This window comes from Devosia sp. Leaf420, assembly GCF_001425445.1.
In the GTDB taxonomy this organism is placed as follows: Bacteria; Pseudomonadota; Alphaproteobacteria; order Rhizobiales; family Devosiaceae; genus Devosia.
Window position 1 is genome coordinate 375,241 of sequence record NZ_LMQU01000010.1, and the last position, 16,085, is coordinate 391,325.

Here is a 16,085-nt window from a genome sequence, read left to right on the forward strand (position 1 = left end):
GAGATTTCGCGGCTCCGCTAGCACGAACGGGCCCAAGAGTCCAAGCTCAACCGTGTTCGCGGGTGAGGATCCAACCAACTTCGACGCCGGGCGCAAGATCGGCTTCGAGTACGAGCTGAATGGTGCGATGGAAGCCGAGATAAGAGGATTGGCGGACGCTATCATCCTGGCGGAGGCTCGCGCCCTCCCAGAGGAAGCTCCAGACTTCGCCATTGGGGAGGGTCAGCCGGCGCATGCCTTCGCCAACGGGAGCATGAACGGATATGCCGGGGGCAAGATGGAAGCGGATGGAGAGCTGGCCTTGCGGTGTGCCGGTCGCGATGACGCGATCCTGGCCGACAAGGGTGGTCCCCTCTCCCAAAAGCGTCAGGCGGCGCTCGATCTCGGCCCCGAACCGGTCGGCATAGCCAATGCTGGGGAGGATCAGCATATGCTCGGAGGGCACGAGTTCAAGATCGGGGACAGGCGCGGCGCCGCGTTTGCGTTTGGTGGGCGCCCAGGAATCCTCGTCATTGATGGTCGGCGAGGAATGGGCAATGGCCTGTCGGAAGAGATCGCGGGTTTCGGCCATATCGGTGGGCGCGGGGCCGCAGGAGCCGAGGATCAGTTCGCTGCCATAGGAAAATTCGAAAGCGAGCGCCCCGGCATGGGCTTCGGCATCGAAACCGGGCGGTGGGCGAAGCCCTGAATCGGCGATGGCGACGGCGCGGCCGCTGCGGAGGATGCCGTAGCCGCCAAGGATGCGCGAGCGACGGGTGGGTGTCGGGCCGGTCGATTGCACGGCGACGAGGACATCGTGGGGGACCTGGCCACAGCCATTGAAATAGACGGGCTCGCCGCTTGAAAGAGTGACGGCGTCGAGCGCCTCGTGCATGCGATCGATGCGGTTGGAGAGCGCGGCGAGGGTGGGGCTGCCATGGCGGTTGGCGGCCTGGCGGAGGCTTGCGAGTTCGGTGAGAAGGCTCAGTTGGATGCGCGGATTGCGGCTCTTGTGGAGGCCCTCGCCATCGAGTTGCTCTTCGAGCACCGCATCGAGCAGTTTCAGGCGCATCTCGACATTGGCGGTGTCTTCGGGCTCGCAGAGTTCGGCGCCGAGCGTGCCCATGGCGGCAAAGAGGCGTTCCACCGGGTCGGTCGCGAGGCGGCCGCGGACTTTCAGACTCTGGACCTGAATGCCGAGATTGCGCTGGATGGTCTTGGCCTGATCGGCCGTCGCCCCTTCGAGCAGCAGCGGCAGATGGCGGAGCCAATTGAGCACCCGCTGCCCCGTCAACGGCAGGGACCAGCTTTCGCTATCGAATTTTCCTTCGCGTCCTATCCAATCGAGGACCAGCGTGCGGGCAAAGAGTTTTTCGCCGGGGTCGCGGACCTCGCGAAAATGCCGGAGCCAGGAAAAGCTCTGGAGGTTGTTCCACCAATCGGGGAAATCGACATCGACGGAAAAGGGCGAGGTGCCGCCCGTTTCGATGAGTTTTGAGGCGAGCAGATAGCGACCCGACATCATCTCGCGCACGGCATCGCTGTCGGCGGGACGGAAATCGGGCAGTTGGCCTTTGTAGCGTTGCTCGGCGAGGGCCTGCCAGGTCCAGCGGGTGACGGGCATGGTCACGAGGGAATCGGCAAGACGCATGCCAAAGCGGCGGGGGCGAGAAAAGCTGCCGCCGCTCATTGTCTGTCCCCGCTCAATTGCGCAGGGCAACCAACCGGTCTTTTGCCCTCAGGACCCAACGCACTCTACTCCAGGGATGCGGCGCCGCGCCGCAGGCTCAATGATCTAGAGCCATAACGCTGATTTGCCCAGCAGGGGAAGAAATTCGGCTTGGAAAACTCGCTGAGGTACCTCAGTTCTTGCGCTGAAACCGGGCAATGAAGAAGCCGTCCATGCCGCCTGAGACGCCTGCGGGGGCCATCGAGGGCAAGGTGCGGACATAGCCTTCGGGCGTGATTGCGGCTTCAAGGCCAGGCAGCTCGGTCGCTGCAATCGGCTTTAATTCGAGCTCGGCGAAGGTCTTTTGCGCCCAGGCAGCGATCTCTTCGCCTTCTTCGGGCTCAAGCGAGCAGACGCAGTAAATCAGGCTTCCGCCGGATTCGAGCCATTTGCGGGCCTTGGCAAAGATCGCCTGCTGCAGTTTTACACGACCGGCAATGTCCGAAGCGCTGCGATGCCAAAGCACTTCGGGGTGGCGGCGGAAGGTACCGGTAGCCGAACAGGGTGCATCGAGCAGGATGCCATCGAAGAGAGCTTCGGGCGCATATTGAGTGGCGTCGGCTTCGACGACGGCAGGCGCATAGCCGAGGCGGGTCATATTGGCTTTGAGGCGTTCGAGCCGCCCACCATCACTATCGAGCGCGGTGACGTCATAGCCGGCTTTGAGCAATTGCGCCGTCTTGCCACCCGGGGCAGCGCAGAGGTCGAGAACGCGGCCGCCGGGTTTGGCCGCAAGGAGGCGCGCCGGGAGCGCTGAGGCGGCATCCTGCACCCACCACTGGCCGTCGTCATACCCGGGCAGCGCATCGACGGGGCGATCGCGGCTTTCGATGCGGACGGTATCGGCAAGAACGCGCTCGGCGCCGAGGGCGGAGATGAGGTCGGCATCGTTGGATTTGAGCGTCAGATCGAGCGGAGCGCCTTCGAGGAGCGCTTCGGGGAAAGCTGCTACGGCCTCAGTGCCATGGGCCGCTGTCCACTTGTCCTGGAAGTTTTGCGGCACCAGCAGCTCGTCTTCGAGAAGACCATAGCGCGCGGAATTGGATTGGGCGCGGCGCAGCATAGCGTTCATCAGGCCGGCGAGATGGCGCGCTTTGCTATCGCGCTTGATCGCTTCGACGGCGAGGAACAGCGCGCTATGGGCGCCGAGATCGGGCAGGAAAACCAACTGGGCGAGCGAGAGGCGCAGCACGGCTTCGAACGTGCCAGATTTCGCCGGCATGCCCTTGTCGAGCAATTCGTCGATCATCAGATCGATCTGGCCATGGCGACGGAGAGCCGTCGTGATCAGCCGATTGGCGAGGGCGCGATCCCGGCCATCGGCGAGTTCGCCGGCATTGAGGGGCGCAAAATGTTCGCCGCCCAGAACGGCGCGGAGCCTCTGGGCGGCAATGAGACGGAGGCCTAGACCGGCCGGATCGGACTTCTTATTCAATGATCACCTTCCGGTGCGTCTCATCCCCAGGGACCGCGCACGCCGCTATCGTCTTCGCCGCGACCGGCACTTGGCACCCGCCATCCACCGCCGGTATCGCGACCGGCCGAAACCGTCTGCGGACGCGGGGCGGGTCCACGGCCCTTATCGTCCACGCGCATCTCGCCTGCAAGCTTTTGCAGCGCCGCGATGCGATTGCCAGTGTCAGGGTGGGTGGAAAAGAGATTGTCCATCCGGGCGCCCGAAAGCGGGTTGATGATATACATATGGGCCATGGCCGGATTGCGCTCGGCTGCGACATTGACCTGACGCCCGGCAAGGACCGCGATCTTGTTGAGCGCGGAAGCGAGGGCCAACGGGTCCCCCGAGATCTCGGCGCCATCCTTGTCCGCCTCATATTCGCGCGTCCGGCTGACGGCCATTTGTACCATCATTGCGGCGAGCGGAGCGAGAAACACCATCAGCAGCGAACCGATGCCGCCGAGCGGATTATTGCGATTATTGCCGCCACCAAAGAAGAGGCCGAACTGGGCTAGCGCTGAAATGGCACCGGCAAGGGTCGCCGTGATCGTCATGGTCAGCGTGTCGCGCGAGCGGATATGGGCAAGCTCGTGAGCAACGACCCCCGCAACTTCGCGCGGCTCGAGCTGGCGCAAAAGGCCGGAGGAGACGGCAACCGCCGCATTCTGCGGGTCACGGCCCGTCGCAAAGGCATTAGGCTGGTCGGACTGGATGACATAAACGGCGGGCGTCGGGATGCCAGCGCGCTTCGAGAGCGTTTCCACCATGTCATAGAGTTCTGGCGCCTGGCTTTGCGCCACCGGCACGGCGTTCTGCATGCGGAGGACAAGCTTGTCCGAATTCCAATAGGCAAAGATGTTGGTCGCCGCCGCAAAGGCAAAGGCGATCATCATGCCGGACGTGCCGCCGATGAAATAGCCCACCACCATGAACAAGGCGGTCATGGCCGCGACGAGAACAAAAGTGCGGAAGGCGTTGAACATCGAAACCCCTTGGGTTGGTGTATTCAGGCAATTATGTTGTGTGCCAAAGCGTTCCCTGCAAGCGCATGACCACTTTGTAATGTGGACTCCAAAATGACCGAAGAAACCGACCCTGAGAACCCGATCCCCGAGGCCCCGAAGGTGCTGACGCCGGAGGCGCAACGCGCGCTCGAAGAAGCCAAGGCTCGCCGCGCCGAGATCGACGCGGCAACGGCGATGGCACCCAAGGAAAAGGGCGGCCGCGGCGGGTTGGAGCCCGGCCGCTATGGCGACTGGGAGATCAAGGGTTTGACGAGCGACTTTTAGCCTTGTCGCGCCGGTCCCGCGTCATGCGGGTCGGGGCGTGAAAGGTGGGTGGCTTGGTACGGACCCAGGCGATGAAGGCCGAAATCTCGGGGTCCGATTTGAGGCTCTCGATATCGGCGAGGCGCTTGGCAAGTTCGGTTTCGGAAAACCGGGCGTGGATGGCGCTGTGGCAAATCTGGTGAAGACGCACCGTACCCATATGCGTGCCACCCTTGAGGCGCGGCGTCAGGTGATGCCGGCTCGACTTGGCTTCAGGCGGAATGGGCCGATCGCAGAGCGGGCAAATAGAAGGCCGCCGCGCCGCAGCAAGCGCTTCGACTGCGGCAATGGCCGCCTCGACCCGCCGGGCCGAGGGTTTCATCAGACGCCGGCGAGGGCGTCCCGGTCTTTCTTGGAAAGCCGTTCGCTCTCGCTCTTCAACTGGCCGCAAGCAGCGAAGATATCGCGGCCGCGCGGGGTGCGGACGGGCGAGGCATAGCCAGCGCGATTGACGATATCGGCAAAGCGCTCGATGCGGCTCGACGGCGAAGTGCCGTAATTCGAGCCCGGCCAGGGATTGAAGGGGATCAGGTTGATCTTGGCAGGAATGCCGGCAAGGAGCCGCACCAGTTCCTTGGCTTCGGCGTCGCTGTCATTGATGCCGTCGAGCATGACATATTCAAAGGTGATGCGGCGGGCGTTCGAGAGGCCGGGATAATTGCGGCAGGCCTCGAGAAGATCCTTTAGCGGCCACTTCTTGTTGATCGGCACCAGGACGTCGCGGAGATCGTCGCGCACGGCGTGGAGCGAGATCGCCAGCATGACGTCGATTTCGCTGCCGGTGCGCTCGATATAGGGCACGACCCCCGAGGTCGAGAGCGTAATGCGGCGCTTTGAGATCGACATGCCGTCGCCGGCCGAAGCAATCAGCAGAGCCTGCTTGACGTTGTCGAAATTATAGAGCGGCTCGCCCATGCCCATCATAACGATATTGGTGATGGCGCGGCTTTCTCCGCCCGGTACGAGGCCGCCATCATCGGGGCGCGAACCGCCGGGGAAATCGCCGAGGCGCTCACGGGCCATAAGGATCTGGCCGAGGACTTCGCCTGCGGTAAGATTGCGGACGAGCTTTTGGGTGCCCGTGTGGCAGAAGGAGCAGGTGAGCGTGCAACCGACCTGCGAGGAAACGCAGAGCGTCCCGCGATCGGATTCAGGGATATAGACGGTTTCGACTTCGACGGCCGGGAAGTTCGGGTTCTGCGGATCGCGGAAGCGGAACAGCCACTTTCGCGTGCCGTCGACCGAGACCTGTTCGGAAACGATCTCAGGGCGGTCGAGAATAAAGGTGTCGGCAAGCTTCTGGCGAACGGGCTTGGCCACATTGGTCATGCGGTCGAAATCGGTGACGCCGTTGACATAGAGCCAGTTCCAGAGCTGGCTGGCGCGCATGCGGCCTTCGCGCTCGCCAACCACGTCATTGGCAACGAGGGTTTCGGCGAGCTGCCCCTTGGAGAGGCCGATCAGCGACGGCCGCGCCGCCGCCTGGGGGCGGATGGCAGTCGAATGGTCAAGGTTCAGCGCAATGCTCATGGCGGCTCAAAACGGTCGGGAGTGCGGGAAAGTCCGCGGCCAATAGCATATGGGAACGCAAAACACAAAGTCACGCCCGCGGGAGGCGGATGTGCAAGCCATGCAGGTTTGCCACAAAGGCTAGATCAGCACTCAGCGCCGATAGCCTGCTGCGCGGCAGTGGCGCCAGAGAGCGAATAATTCTGCACGACGCGGGCGCCGGCGGCATTGGTGCCTTCGACGGTCATGCTCGAACCGGCGCGAATGGCGGCAGCGAGCGCGGCAGACTGGCCGGCATCGTCGAGCCAAGCCGCATCACCCTGGGTAAAGAGCGGAAAGCTCTGGCCGCCGACCGTGACTGTCGCAACGGACCCGGTCTGGAATGTGTAGCCGGCAACGACGTTGAATTCGCTGACGACATCTTCGCCGGGACGATTGGTGATGTAGAGATAGGCCTCGCCACCGGCGGCAGGCTCGGTGCTCTTGGGCTTGCTCATGGCAAAGCAGAGCGTGCCCGACCCATCATCGGCCGCATAGCTCGACCAATCCCGGAAATCGCCGAGCACCCGGGCCGACTGGGCCATGGCGGGCGCTGCTGCGGCCAGCGCCAGGGCGATTGCAAGGGCGGATCGTGTCTTGAGGGTCATGCTCGACAAGCTCGCAGTATTTTGGGGCAGCGGACAGAAAAGCCCGGCGCCCCTTTATGGTCTAACGATGGACTGGGGCAAAGCCCCAATTATTTGCAGGCTGCGTCGATGGCATTGACGGCCGCGGTCGCGCCGGAAAGCGAATAGGTATCGACCGTATTGGTTCCACGCTGGCTCGTGCCGCGCACCGTCATGGTGCTGCCGGCCTTGAAGGCCGCGACGAAGCCGGCCTCGTCGCCGGTCGAGGCGAGCCAGGCGGCCGAACCTTCGGTGACCATCGGATAGGATTTGGAATCGACCGCGACGCTGGCATTGGCGCTGGTCGGATTGAATGGGTAGCCGATCAAGGTCTGCACTTCGTTCTTCGTGCCGAGGCCCTTGCGGTGAATGATCATGAAGTGGATCGGGTCGCGATTGGCGCCCGCAGGTTCCGATTTGCTCGGGGTCGCCGAAACATAGCAGATCTGGCCGCTTGCATCGGTTGCCTGCCAGGCGGTCCATGAATTGAACGTACCCAGCTCCGTGGCCTGCTGCGCCTGGGCGGCGGCTGCAAATGTCACGAATGCACCTACCGCGAGCCCAAATACGAGGCCACCGGTCTTTGTCTTCATTGCCAATTCTTCCTCTTTTCGCTGCCAGTTTGCGGGGGATGCGTCCGCCCAGCATGCCGCAAACATGGTTACCAAGCCGTCAAGCGGGGCGCTTGTGTGCGGCTTTTGCCTCAAATGCTCGGTAATCGCGGCGGCAATTTGGCATGGATGGGGCATGCGCCCCCGCTTTGAACCGAGAGGGTTAAAAGAGGGCTAACGCTTGCGTGAGGAGAGGCGATTTATGCTGCGAGGGGATAGGTTTGCTCAACCACATAGGGCCCGCCGCCCACCGAATCCCGGCTCGAAAAGAGAACGAAGCGCGGCACCGCAAATGTCAGCGGCTCGAACCGTCCCGCCTCTGCGATATAGCGCGCGACCTCTTCGGCACTCGTGCCGCGCAAGCGGGCGAGCGTCACATGAGGCACGAATTTGCGCCCTTCGGCCGGTAGCCCGGCGCGCTGGAGCATGCGCTCCTGGGCCGATTGGAGACGGCTCAAGGCTTCGCTCGGCTCGACGCCAGCATAGAGCGCGCGGGGCTTATCGCCGCCAAACGTGCCCAAATGCGTGAGGCGAATGGGAAAGCGCAGGCTTTCGCTCAGGTAATCGAGATTGTCGGCCGCATCATTGGCGGTCTGATTATCGACATCGCCGATAAAGCGCAGCGTGATGTGATAATTATCGGGATCGATCCAGCGGGCGCCGGTGAGGCCACCACGCTTGAGCGAGAGCGCAAAGCCGATATCGGGCGGGATCTCGAGGCCGGTAAAAAGCCGGGGCATGGCAAGTCTCCCTGGCGGGCAACTACATCAATGATAGGCTCGCCGAAACACTACATGCAGGGTCCGGCAAGCAACTTGAGCCTAGCACAATCAGGTCATCGAACCAGTCCCGATGTCGCAGGCGGGCATTTTGCCTTGTAAATCAAAAGGGCCGACGCCATATTTGCAATCAAGTGGCAAGTGCCAATTGCCCCCGGCGGTTTGGAGACCGCGATTTTCCAAGTGAAAGGGAATGAGAATGGCTGAATATGACCGTCAGACCCTCGGTGCGCGGGCCGGCTCGGCCGCGGCCATCGACGAGGGCCTACGCAGCTACATGCTGCGCGTTTACAATTACATGGGCCTCGGCCTCGTCGTCACCGGCGTTGCTGCCTACTTTGCGGCTGCTGCCGCCATCACCACCGATCCCAACGCCGCTGTTGGTGAGCTCGCCAACGGGCAGCTCGTCACCCAGTGGGGTGCGCTGCTCTATGCCAGCCCGCTGCAGTGGGTCGTGATGCTTGCGCCTCTGGCCTTCGTGATGGTGCTGAGCTTTGGTATCAACAAGCTGAGCGTGACCGCGGCACAGGGCGTCTTCTGGGCCTTCGCGGCCGTTATGGGGCTCTCGCTGTCGTCGATCTTCCTCGTTTATACCGATGCGTCGATCGCCAAGGTGTTCTTCATCACTGCCGCTACCTTCGGCGCGATGAGCCTTTATGGCTACACCACAAAGCGTGACCTCACCGGCATGGGCAACTTCCTGATGATGGGCCTGATCGGTATCATCATCGCCTCGATCGTCAATATCTTCATGCAGTCCTCGATGATGGAATTCATCATCTCGGTTGTTGGCGTGCTGATCTTCACGGGCCTGACCGCCTATGACACGCAGAAGATCAAGGAAAGCTACTCGTCCGCCTACGGCGCCGAGGCGATGGCCAAGAACGCCATCATGGGTGCTCTCTCGCTTTACCTCGACTTCATCAACCTCTTCATGATGCTCCTCCGCCTCTTCGGCAATCGCGAGTAATCAGCAGGTTCCTTGATCGAACAATCAAGGAAAATGGTTGGACGAAAATTCGGACCGCAGCTTACAAAGGCTGCGGTCCTTTTCTTTGTGCACGCTCATGTCCGATTTCTCTCTCCGCCCCTTCGCCTGGTCCGACGTTCCCGCCATTACCCGTATTTACCGGCACTATGTCGACCACACCGCCATCACCTTCGATACCGAAGCGCCGGGCGAGGAGGCGATCGCCGAAAAATATGCGGGGCTTTTGAAGCTCGGGCATCCGGTAATCATCGCCGAGGGCGCGGAAAAAGTGCTCGGCTATGCCTATGCGAGCTTTTATCGCCCTCGCGCCGCCTATCGGTTTACCTGCGAAGATTCGCTCTATCTCGACCCTGCGGAAACCGGCAAGGGCCTCGGCAAGGCCATGCTGACCGAACTGCTGGCGCAATCGAAGGAGCATGGTTTCAAGCAGATGTTAGCGGTGATCACGGCGGACACGGCCAATTCGATCGCCATCCACGAAAAGTTCGGCTTCGAGCGCGTGGGCTATTATAAATCCGTCGGCCTCAAATTCGACCGCTGGCACGATATCGTGCATCTGCAGAAGGCGCTTTGACGCGATTGTCACCCCGTCTGAAGACGGGATGACAGCGGCTGATTTCTCTGGATTGGGGGCTGGTCTACCCGACGGATGAACTTGCGTCGGCCTCACCACCCGGCTCGTCCGGATGGTCCATGGGGAGGCGAGATGGATTGCCCGGACAAGCCGGGCAATGACGGTAGAACCGGGATTAGAGAGTCCTTGTCTCAGGGGCTGCCCAAGGGCGCGAGCCTGATTGGGTTAGAAGTTTCCGCATTGGATAGCCGTTGACGGTGCGGCCGGTGGCTTGCGGGCCGTTTTCGAGCCAGCCGGCGCTGCGATAGAAGCGCCGTGCGGTTTCTGTAGCTTCGAGATGGCCTTCCTCAAAACCGAGGGCCAGAAGTTCCTGCTCCAACCGATGCAGCAGTGCCTTGCTGACGCCGCGGAAGCGCGCACTGGGGGCGACGTAGTTGAGACCGATCTTGCCGCTGGTATCCACGGCGCCGACGGCGGCAATCTCGCCGTCAAGTTCAGCGACGAAGACGCGTAGGTTCGGATTGGCCACGGTTTTCGCGACACCCGCTTCGGACTTGTTGGCCGTCCAGGCGGCGAGCGCTTTTTCGTCGTCCCGGTGATCGGTAACGCAGAGTTCGGTGATCGAGTCGATAAGGACGCGGCTCATCGCCGGCACGTCAGCCAGTATGGCGCGGCGGATGTTTATGCTCATCCAACCACGGCGAGATCGGGATCGAGCACGCGCAAGACCTGGCTCAGGTCATGGCCGCGCTTGAGGATCCGGCCTTGCTGGTTGGTGATCAGGTATTGGCCCTGCTTGGCGCGGAGTTTTGGATTTTTCTCGACCACATAGAGCGGGCGTTCGGAGACGCGGGCGTAGATGGAGAAAAGCGCGCGATCTTTCAAAAAGTCCATGGCGTAGTCGCGCCACTCCCCTGCCCCGACCTTGCGGCCATAGACGGCCAGGATCTGCATCAGTTCGCGGCGGTCAAAGGCAACGATGGGTTGAACGGGACGAGCGGGCTGGTTGGCGGGCTCACCGACATGCACCAGCGACAAGCCGGCTTCATTTGGCTGACGACCCTGCACGGGACCTCCGGGGGTTATGTCATCGCTCATGCGCGCCGCGACCTCAAGAAGTCGCTCAGTGCGCATTCGCTTTCTCTTTAGCGCCTGTCTGCCCCCTGAAACCGGTACCCACTTTCAGGAGACAGGCTGTAGTCATGTTGTCACAATCTCAGGCCATGGCAAGGGGCTTCAAAAACCCAATTTCAGCCATGATTCGTCCTTTGTGGCGCCCCATTGGCCCGGCATGTTTCAACCATTGCCTCCAGCGGCTGGCAATCGGACCGACCGAGCCCCCAAACTAAGACGTTCGGTTGCCAGCCTCCTTAACTGACCTGTCAGTCACGCCTGCTCCATGCCCCCGGAGCAGGCGTTTCTTTTTGTGCCGGTGTCTTCTGGGATCAGGGCTCGTAGGCGGCGGCAGCGAGGATGGAGCCGGGCATGCCGCCGCGCTCCTGCTGCACGACGATGGCAATGCCGGTATTGGCGTCACCCAAAACTTCGCCAAGCGGGATTTTCAGCTCCGCGCCGCTTTCGCTTTCCCACATGCCCAGAACCTGACGGCCGGTGACCACCTGGGTATAGACCATGGACTTGCCGGCATTGTCGCCGGTCTCGATCTTGACGTCAGCGCGGTTCTTGAAGGTGACGAGCCAGACCACGGCATCGGAGAGATCGGGCTTGGCCGGCACGGCGACCTTGAGCATGTCCCCGCTCAGCGTCATGTCGACCGCAAGCGGCAGCGACGCGCGCTCGACCGCCTGCTGGACTTCATGCCGGCGCGAGCCGACCACCGCCTTGGCGCCATTGACCACCATTTGCGGGGTATAGATGCGAGAAGACCCCCAGCTCTTGGCATAGGCGCGCTGGCGATCGGAAAAGGCCTCCTGCGCAAACGTGTCCTTCCAGCCGACATAGTCCCAATAGTCGACGTGGTAGGCGAGCGCCACGACATCGTCCCGATCGGCCAATGCCGTCAGCATGGCATCGGCTGGCGGACAGGAGGAACAGCCTTGGCTGGTAAAAAGCTCGACCACCGCCTTGGGCGTAATATGCAGCGTTTCCGCCATGGCGGAGCTGGAAAAAACGACATGGGCGACGAGGGCCAGGAGAAGGCCGGAGAGGGGACGAGCGATCATGGGCAAGGTTGTAGGCTGAGGCGATCAAGCCTGCCTAGTCAAAACCGGGTGAGACGGCAGAGATTCTTGGCCCAAAAGTAAATGGCGGCCTTGCGGGCCGCCATTTGAAACCGTGTCGTACCCGTGATTTACGCGGCGACGAGGCTGCGCAGCACGTAATGCAGGATGCCGCCATTCTTGAAATAGTCGAGTTCGTTGGCGGTATCGATGCGGCAACGGGTTTCGACATTGAGCACCGAGCCATCGGCACGGGTGATCTTGACGGTGACCGTGGCGCGCGGCTCGATGGTTTCGACGCCGGCGATATCGACGGTTTCGGTGCCATCAAGGCCGAGGGTCTGCCAGCTTTCGCCATCCTTGAACTGCAGCGGGATGACGCCCATGCCGACGAGGTTCGAGCGGTGGATACGCTCGAAGCTCTGCGCAATGACAGCCTTGACGCCGAGAAGGTTGGTGCCCTTGGCGGCCCAGTCACGCGAGGAGCCGGTGCCGTATTCCTTGCCGGCAAAGATCACGAGCGGGGTGTTCTTCGCCTGATAGGCCATGGCGGCGTCGTAGATGGCCATCTGCGAGCCATCCGGACCCTTGGTGTAACCGCCTTCGACGCCATCGAGCATCATGTTCTTGATGCGGATATTGGCAAAGGTGCCGCGCATCATGACTTCATGATTGCCGCGACGGGCGCCATAGGAGTTGAAGTCCTTGGGCGCAACCTGGCGTTCGATCAGATACTTGCCCGCTGGAGTGCCCGACTTGAACGAACCGGCCGGAGAGATGTGGTCGGTGGTGATCGAGTCAAGGAAGAGCGCGAGCACGCGGGCCGAGACCACGTCGGTGACGGGCTTGGGCTCCATGGTGAGTTCTTCGAAATATGGCGGGTTCTGCACATAGGTCGAGGAGCTGTTCCAGCCATAGGTCTCGCTGCCTTCGACAGCGATGCCCTGCCAGTGCTCGTCGCCCTTGAAGACGTCCGAGTAGCGCTTGCGGAACATGTCGGCATTGACGTGCTGGCGGACGATCTCGGCGATCTCGTGGTTGGAGGGCCAGATATCCCTCAGATAGACCGGCTGACCGTTCGAGCCGGTGCCGAGCGGTTCGGTGGTGATGTCGACATTGAGCGTGCCGAGGAGCGCATAGGCAACGACCAGCGGCGGGGACGCGAGGTAGTTGGCGCGCACGTCGGGGTTCACGCGGCCTTCAAAATTGCGGTTGCCCGAGAGGACCGAGGCGGCAACGAGCTTGTTCTCGTTGATCGTGTCGGAAATCGGCTGCGGGAGGGGACCGGAATTACCGATGCAGGTGGTGCAGCCATAGCCGACAAGGTTGAAGCCGATGGCATCGAGATCAGCCTGGAGGCCGGCGGCGGTCAGGTAGTCGGTGACGACCTGCGAGCCGGGGGCGAGCGAGGTCTTGACCCATGGCTTGGAATTGAGGCCGAGGGCGCGGGCCTTGCGGGCAACGAGACCGGCAGCGACCAGAACCGATGGGTTGGACGTGTTGGTGCACGAGGTGATGGCGGCGATGACGACCGAGCCGTCGCCGACTTCGTAATCGGCACCCTTGACCGGGAACTGAGCACCCGGAGCGATATCGCCACGGCCGGCAGCCAGGTCTGGCAGCGCCTTGGCGAAGGAGGGGGTCACGTCCTTGAGGGCGACGCGATCCTGTGGACGCTTCGGGCCGGAAAGGGAGGGAACGACCGTCGAGAGGTCGAGTTCGAGGGTCGAGGTGAAGGTCGGGTCCTCGGTTTCCGTCGTGCGGAACATGCCCTGAGCCTTGGAATAGGCTTCGACGAGCGCGACGCGATCGGCATCGCGGCCGGTCGTCGAGAGGAATTTGAGCGTATCGGCATCGACCGGGAAATAGCCGCAGGTCGCGCCATATTCGGGGGCCATATTGGCGATGGTCGCCTGGTCTTCGAGGCTGAGGTAATCAAGGCCCGGGCCATAGAATTCGACGAACTTGCCGACGACGCCCTTCTTGCGCAGCATTTCGGTGACCGTCAGCACGAGGTCGGTCGCGGTGATGCCTTCATTGATCTTGCCGGTCAGCTTGAAGCCGACGACTTCGGGGATCAGCATGGTGATCGGCTGGCCAAGCATGGCGGCCTCAGCTTCGATGCCGCCGACGCCCCAGCCGAGAACGGCCATGCCGTTGACCATGGTCGTGTGCGAGTCGGTGCCGACGAGCGTATCGGGATAGGCGACGGTTTCGCCGTCTTCGTCCTTGGTCCAGACGGTCTGGGCCAGATATTCGAGGTTCACCTGGTGGCAGATGCCGGTGCCGGGAGGAACGACACGGAAATTGTCGAAGGCCGACTGGCCCCAACGCAGGAACTCGTAGCGTTCGCCATTGCGCTCATATTCGAGCTCGACATTCTGCTCGAAGGCGAGCGGGGTGCCGAAATTGTCGACCATGACCGAGTGGTCGATGACGAGATCGACGGGCACAAGCGGATTGATCTTCTGCGGATTGGCGCCGAGCTTGGCGGTCGCGTCGCGCATGGCGGCGAGATCGACGACGGCGGGAACGCCGGTAAAGTCCTGCATGAGGACGCGGGCCGGGCGATACTGGATTTCGTATTCGGACGTGCGGCTGACGAGCCATTCGGCGATAGCGAGGATGTCTTCCTTCTTCACCGTCCGGTTGTCTTCAAAGCGGAGGAGGTTTTCGAGCACCACCTTCATCGAGCCGGGGAGCTTGGAAACGCCCTGCAAACCGTTCTTTTCGGCTTCGGCAATGGAATAATAGGTGTAGGTCTTGCCACCGACCGTTAGGGTCGACTTCGACTTGAAGCTGTCTAGTGAGGCCACGTGCTCCGCCCTTTGCTGCTGAAACGTGCTGTCCGGCTGCAATGGGGGCCGCCGGTTCTAGCCGCTCTTTGCTGGAATGACTCTAATCTCGTCGGCTTATAATCAATCAGAAAACTGCTTGCCAGTCTTACCTTCGCTTCAATACCAGATGGGGCCATGACGCAACGGCAAGTCCAGCCCTCACTCTGCCTTAAGACTTTCGCGCTGAGCGTGGGTCGCGGCGAGACTATTTTGGCGCAGGATCTTTCCCTGTCCGTGCCGGCAGGAACGGGGCTTTTGCTGCGCGGGCCCAATGGCGCGGGAAAATCGACGCTGCTTTTTACGCTCGCGGGGCTACTTCCAGCGCTGAGCGGGACGGTGACGCTCGAAGGCTATGACGAGGATTTTGGGCCGGCCTTTCACCATTGCGGGCACAAGAATGCTATTCGGCCAAGGCTCACCGTCATCGAGAGCTTGCAATTTTGGCAGGCTATCAACGGCAGTGCGGCGCTGACGCCGGTTGAGGCGCTGGAGCGCGTGGGGCTGGGACGGCAGGCGAAATCCGATGCGGGCTATCTTTCAGCGGGGCAGCAAAGGCGTCTGGCACTGGCGCGGTTGCTGGTTTCGGCGCGGCCGGTCTGGCTGCTTGATGAGCCGACTTCGGCGCTCGATGCCGATGGGCAGAAGCTTTTGGCTGGGCTGATTACCGAGCACCTCGCGAGCGGCGGCCTGGCCGTCATCGCCAGCCATGATGCCATTGCCGTTGAAAACCTCGCCGTCCTCGATCTTGGAGGCAGGGTATGAGTGGCTTTGTTTCAGTCCTGCGGCGCGAGTTGAGCCTGAGCCTTCGTGGTGGCGGCGAGATGCTGACGCTGGTGCTGTTTTTCGTCATCGTGGGCGCCATCGTGCCCTTTGCCGTCGGGCCGGACAAGGTGCTACTGGCAGGGATTGCGCCGGGGATCGTCTGGATCGCGGCGTTCCTCGCTATGTTGATGGGGCTCGAAAAGCTTTTTGGGCCGGATCGGGCGGACGGCACGTTGGGGCTTTATCGGCTTGCGGATACGCCGCTATCGGCCGTCGTTGCCGCAAAAGTGATTGCCCATTGGCTGACCGCAGCGCTGCCGCTGATCCTTGCTTCGCCCATTCTGGCGCTGCTGCTCTCGATGGACCTGCCGACCTTTTGGCGCACGCTGGTTTCGCTGCTGATCGGAACGCCGGCTTTGGCCGGTTTTGGGGCGCTCGGGGCCGCGCTGACCGTGGCGACGCGGCATGGGGGGCTGATCGCGCCAATCCTCATCGCGCCGCTCTCCATGCCCGTGCTGATCTTTGGCGTCGGAGCCATTTCGGCGAGCGGCGGGCCGGGGCAGACCGGGGTGGCCACGCTCCTCCTTGCGGCACTCAGTCTCATGGTTGTCGCGCTCACTCCCTTCGCCGCGGCCCTTGCGATAGATTGGGGCGAAGACTAAGCGTCTTGGCAAACGGCTACATG

The 16,085-nt window shown here is 62.1% G+C and carries 17 protein-coding genes; 5 read left to right on the forward strand and 12 right to left on the reverse strand.

Going from position 1 to position 16,085, the window contains the following annotated elements; all coding sequences use genetic code 11:
* Window positions 1-46: 46 nt before the first annotated feature.
* The 3 genes from ASG47_RS09130 to htpX form a co-directional block, all read right to left on the reverse strand.
* A complete protein-coding gene (locus ASG47_RS09130) occupies window positions 47-1,669 on the reverse strand; it encodes a heparinase II/III family protein (RefSeq protein ID WP_061908417.1) in 1,623 nt (540 codons plus the stop codon).
* A 172-nt stretch (window positions 1,670-1,841) separates the two neighbouring features.
* Complete coding sequence (locus tag ASG47_RS09135) at window positions 1,842-3,143, reverse strand: RsmB/NOP family class I SAM-dependent RNA methyltransferase (RefSeq protein ID WP_061908418.1); 1,302 nt, start codon at window positions 3,141-3,143, stop codon at window positions 1,842-1,844.
* A 20-nt stretch (window positions 3,144-3,163) separates the two neighbouring features.
* A complete protein-coding gene (gene htpX / locus ASG47_RS09140) occupies window positions 3,164-4,147 on the reverse strand; it encodes a zinc metalloprotease HtpX (RefSeq protein ID WP_061908419.1) in 984 nt (327 codons plus the stop codon).
* 93 nt (window positions 4,148-4,240) lie between these two features.
* Between htpX and ASG47_RS09145 the strand changes: the two genes are divergently transcribed.
* Window positions 4,241-4,453 carry a DUF1674 domain-containing protein gene (locus ASG47_RS09145; RefSeq protein WP_061908420.1) on the forward strand — a complete coding sequence of 71 codons (213 nt, stop codon included), beginning with the start codon at window positions 4,241-4,243 and terminating at the stop codon, window positions 4,451-4,453.
* On the opposite strand, the gene ASG47_RS09150 is transcribed toward ASG47_RS09145, so the two are convergent.
* The 5 genes from ASG47_RS09150 to thpR all read right to left on the reverse strand — a co-directional run bounded on the left by ASG47_RS09150 (window position 4,428) and on the right by thpR (window position 8,017).
* Window positions 4,428-4,814, reverse strand: a complete 387-nt coding sequence (locus tag ASG47_RS09150; RefSeq protein ID WP_244487070.1) for an HNH endonuclease — start codon at window positions 4,812-4,814, stop codon at window positions 4,428-4,430. The genes ASG47_RS09145 and ASG47_RS09150 overlap by 26 nt on opposite strands.
* Window positions 4,814-6,022: a 23S rRNA (adenine(2503)-C(2))-methyltransferase RlmN gene (gene rlmN, locus ASG47_RS09155; protein WP_156464042.1), complete on the reverse strand. Its 1,209-nt coding sequence runs from the start codon at window positions 6,020-6,022 to the stop codon at window positions 4,814-4,816. The genes ASG47_RS09150 and rlmN overlap by 1 nt, the downstream gene beginning before the upstream one ends.
* Window positions 6,023-6,147: 125 nt before the next feature.
* Window positions 6,148-6,648 carry an invasion associated locus B family protein gene (locus tag ASG47_RS09160; protein ID WP_061908421.1) on the reverse strand — a complete coding sequence of 167 codons (501 nt, stop codon included), beginning with the start codon at window positions 6,646-6,648 and terminating at the stop codon, window positions 6,148-6,150.
* An 89-nt stretch (window positions 6,649-6,737) separates the two neighbouring features.
* On the reverse strand, window positions 6,738-7,259 hold the full coding sequence (locus tag ASG47_RS09165) for an invasion associated locus B family protein (protein ID WP_061908422.1): 522 nt from the start codon (window positions 7,257-7,259) through the stop codon (window positions 6,738-6,740).
* A 218-nt stretch (window positions 7,260-7,477) separates the two neighbouring features.
* Complete coding sequence (gene thpR / locus ASG47_RS09170) at window positions 7,478-8,017, reverse strand: RNA 2',3'-cyclic phosphodiesterase (RefSeq protein WP_061908423.1); 540 nt, start codon at window positions 8,015-8,017, stop codon at window positions 7,478-7,480.
* Window positions 8,018-8,255: 238 nt separating this feature from the next.
* Here thpR and ASG47_RS09175 point away from each other — a divergent pair, with 238 nt between their 5' ends.
* On the forward strand, window positions 8,256-9,026 hold the full coding sequence (locus ASG47_RS09175; protein WP_061908424.1) for a Bax inhibitor-1/YccA family protein: 771 nt from the start codon (window positions 8,256-8,258) through the stop codon (window positions 9,024-9,026).
* Between the two features lie 97 nt (window positions 9,027-9,123).
* Window positions 9,124-9,621, forward strand: coding sequence for a GNAT family N-acetyltransferase (locus ASG47_RS09180; RefSeq protein ID WP_061908425.1), 498 nt, complete (start codon window positions 9,124-9,126; stop codon window positions 9,619-9,621).
* 175 nt (window positions 9,622-9,796) lie between these two features.
* On the opposite strand, the gene ASG47_RS09185 is transcribed toward ASG47_RS09180, so the two are convergent.
* From ASG47_RS09185 to acnA, 4 genes are all read right to left on the reverse strand, one after another.
* Window positions 9,797-10,312 (reverse strand): GNAT family N-acetyltransferase, encoded by a 516-nt coding sequence (locus ASG47_RS09185; protein ID WP_061908426.1) that lies wholly within the window; start codon window positions 10,310-10,312, stop codon window positions 9,797-9,799.
* Window positions 10,309-10,719 (reverse strand): DUF2794 domain-containing protein, encoded by a 411-nt coding sequence (locus ASG47_RS09190; RefSeq protein ID WP_082461193.1) that lies wholly within the window; start codon window positions 10,717-10,719, stop codon window positions 10,309-10,311. Before ASG47_RS09190 ends, ASG47_RS09185 begins: the two co-directional genes overlap by 4 nt.
* A gap of 347 nt (window positions 10,720-11,066) precedes the next feature.
* Window positions 11,067-11,804: a DUF1223 domain-containing protein gene (locus ASG47_RS09195; RefSeq protein ID WP_061908427.1), complete on the reverse strand. Its 738-nt coding sequence runs from the start codon at window positions 11,802-11,804 to the stop codon at window positions 11,067-11,069.
* A gap of 128 nt (window positions 11,805-11,932) precedes the next feature.
* A complete protein-coding gene (acnA, locus tag ASG47_RS09200) occupies window positions 11,933-14,617 on the reverse strand; it encodes an aconitate hydratase AcnA (RefSeq protein WP_061908428.1) in 2,685 nt (894 codons plus the stop codon).
* A gap of 156 nt (window positions 14,618-14,773) precedes the next feature.
* On the opposite strand from acnA, the gene ccmA reads away from it, so the two are divergent.
* Together ccmA and ccmB are read left to right on the forward strand one after the other, a co-directional pair.
* The gene (ccmA, locus tag ASG47_RS09205; RefSeq protein ID WP_061908429.1) at window positions 14,774-15,400 is read left to right on the forward strand and encodes a heme ABC exporter ATP-binding protein CcmA; all 627 of its coding nucleotides are present in this window, start codon (window positions 14,774-14,776) and stop codon (window positions 15,398-15,400) included.
* Window positions 15,397-16,062, forward strand: a complete 666-nt coding sequence (gene ccmB, locus ASG47_RS09210; RefSeq protein ID WP_061908430.1) for a heme exporter protein CcmB — start codon at window positions 15,397-15,399, stop codon at window positions 16,060-16,062. Before ccmA ends, ccmB begins: the two co-directional genes overlap by 4 nt.
* The last annotated feature ends 23 nt before the right edge of the window (window positions 16,063-16,085 follow it).

What these genes read in the sequence shown, in the direction of transcription:
- ASG47_RS09130 (WP_061908417.1), bottom strand. Translation starts at nt 1,669, where the DNA reads ATGAGCGGCGGCAGCTTTTCTCGCCCCCGCCGCTTTGGCATGCGTCTT.
- htpX (WP_061908419.1), bottom strand. Translation starts at nt 4,147, where the DNA reads ATGTTCAACGCCTTCCGCACTTTTGTTCTCGTCGCGGCCATGACCGCC.
- ASG47_RS09145 (WP_061908420.1), top strand. Translation starts at nt 4,241, where the DNA reads ATGACCGAAGAAACCGACCCTGAGAACCCGATCCCCGAGGCCCCGAAG.
- ASG47_RS09150 (WP_244487070.1), bottom strand. Translation starts at nt 4,814, where the DNA reads ATGAAACCCTCGGCCCGGCGGGTCGAGGCGGCCATTGCCGCAGTCGAA.
- rlmN (WP_156464042.1), bottom strand. Translation starts at nt 6,022, where the DNA reads ATGAGCATTGCGCTGAACCTTGACCATTCGACTGCCATCCGCCCCCAG.
- ASG47_RS09160 (WP_061908421.1), bottom strand. Translation starts at nt 6,648, where the DNA reads ATGACCCTCAAGACACGATCCGCCCTTGCAATCGCCCTGGCGCTGGCC.
- ASG47_RS09165 (WP_061908422.1), bottom strand. Translation starts at nt 7,259, where the DNA reads ATGAAGACAAAGACCGGTGGCCTCGTATTTGGGCTCGCGGTAGGTGCA.
- thpR (WP_061908423.1), bottom strand. Translation starts at nt 8,017, where the DNA reads ATGCCCCGGCTTTTTACCGGCCTCGAGATCCCGCCCGATATCGGCTTT.
- ASG47_RS09175 (WP_061908424.1), top strand. Translation starts at nt 8,256, where the DNA reads ATGGCTGAATATGACCGTCAGACCCTCGGTGCGCGGGCCGGCTCGGCC.
- ASG47_RS09180 (WP_061908425.1), top strand. Translation starts at nt 9,124, where the DNA reads ATGTCCGATTTCTCTCTCCGCCCCTTCGCCTGGTCCGACGTTCCCGCC.
- ASG47_RS09185 (WP_061908426.1), bottom strand. Translation starts at nt 10,312, where the DNA reads ATGAGCATAAACATCCGCCGCGCCATACTGGCTGACGTGCCGGCGATG.
- ASG47_RS09190 (WP_082461193.1), bottom strand. Translation starts at nt 10,719, where the DNA reads ATGAGCGATGACATAACCCCCGGAGGTCCCGTGCAGGGTCGTCAGCCA.
- ASG47_RS09195 (WP_061908427.1), bottom strand. Translation starts at nt 11,804, where the DNA reads ATGATCGCTCGTCCCCTCTCCGGCCTTCTCCTGGCCCTCGTCGCCCAT.
- ccmA (WP_061908429.1), top strand. Translation starts at nt 14,774, where the DNA reads ATGACGCAACGGCAAGTCCAGCCCTCACTCTGCCTTAAGACTTTCGCG.
- ccmB (WP_061908430.1), top strand. Translation starts at nt 15,397, where the DNA reads ATGAGTGGCTTTGTTTCAGTCCTGCGGCGCGAGTTGAGCCTGAGCCTT.